Annotated in this window: 2 protein-coding genes; both read right to left on the bottom strand. The window is 47.7% G+C overall.

Going from position 1 to position 999, the window contains the following annotated elements:
- Nucleotides 1-822, bottom strand: an 822-nt coding sequence (locus tag B3Z75_RS06260; protein ID WP_294068759.1) for a GNAT family N-acetyltransferase, incomplete at its 3' end; no start/stop codon positions are given.
- A gap of 45 nt (nt 823-867) precedes the next feature.
- Nucleotides 868-999 (bottom strand): phosphatidylglycerol lysyltransferase domain-containing protein (locus tag B3Z75_RS06255; protein ID WP_294068822.1); only part of this gene is annotated, 132 nt, incomplete at its 5' end.

Here is a 999-nt window from a genome sequence, read left to right as displayed (position 1 = left end):
AGGCTCCTCGAGTACAGAAGTACGATAACCCAGTAAGAGTTGCGCCAGCTCTCTGACATCCGCATGGAGCAGAGGCTGAGTGGCGGGGTTGTGTGTGTCAGCTATTCCACCGGAGATCGTGAAGGCGCCATTATTCTCCCGAAGCAAATTGTCCCGCACAATCACAGAAAATGAATTTCGCCTGTAACGGCTGGCAAAAAGGCTGCACAAACGCCGGGCATCGATCACGCGCGCCATACCCATCAGGTTCTTTTTGGGAGGGAAACCGAAAAGCGCCGCCTCCTCCACCATGGCACAAAAATCATCAAATGTTTTTTGCACAGTCATATCTTTTTGCCGAAAAAGGGCATCAAATTCAAGGTAGGCAGCATGCAAGCTGCCCGGATATTGTCTTGCAAGTTTCTCCAGAGAGGGCAAGATTTCGACTCCTGCATCGAACGTCCTGGCAAACCCATATTTACTGTAAAACTGCAACAGCCATTCTTCCTGAGGTACCAACAGCATCAATGGCACGCATTTTTTACGCGCTTCCTCGAAGCTGCGCAGTAGCAACTCTCTTGCATATCCTTTCTTTCTGGCTTCGGGCAAAGTGGATACCCCCGAAAGGTAGATCACAGGGATCTCCGTACCGCAGAAGGTGAACTGATAGGGCAGCATCTGCAGGGAAGCGACTGCCTTATTTCCTTCCATATACAGGAGAGTCTGATCGTTCCGGTATTTGTGGCGAAAGTAAATTTCCATATAGTCATCCGGATCGCCGAAAACAGTCTTCCACATGTCCCATACCTGCTGTTTAGTTGTATCGTTGGCAAATTGAATCATGTGCGATCAAATTTACGTTGTAAAAACTCAGTCGTCGAAGCAGGCTTAGCTTTTGACTCTCGCGTTATATTTCTCCAAGATAATATCTGGCTGATAAGAGAGCTTGGCCTGACGCAAATTGTCTATTCCCATATCTTCTTCCCGATTCACATAAACAAATCCGGTTGCTTCATTTTC

Origin of the sequence: Proteiniphilum sp. UBA1028, assembly GCF_002316955.1 — a bacterium.
Taxonomy (GTDB): Bacteria; Bacteroidota; Bacteroidia; order Bacteroidales; family Dysgonomonadaceae; genus Proteiniphilum.
The sequence above is the reverse complement of the archived record's forward strand: the minus strand, read 5'-3'. Positions and strand labels throughout refer to the sequence as shown.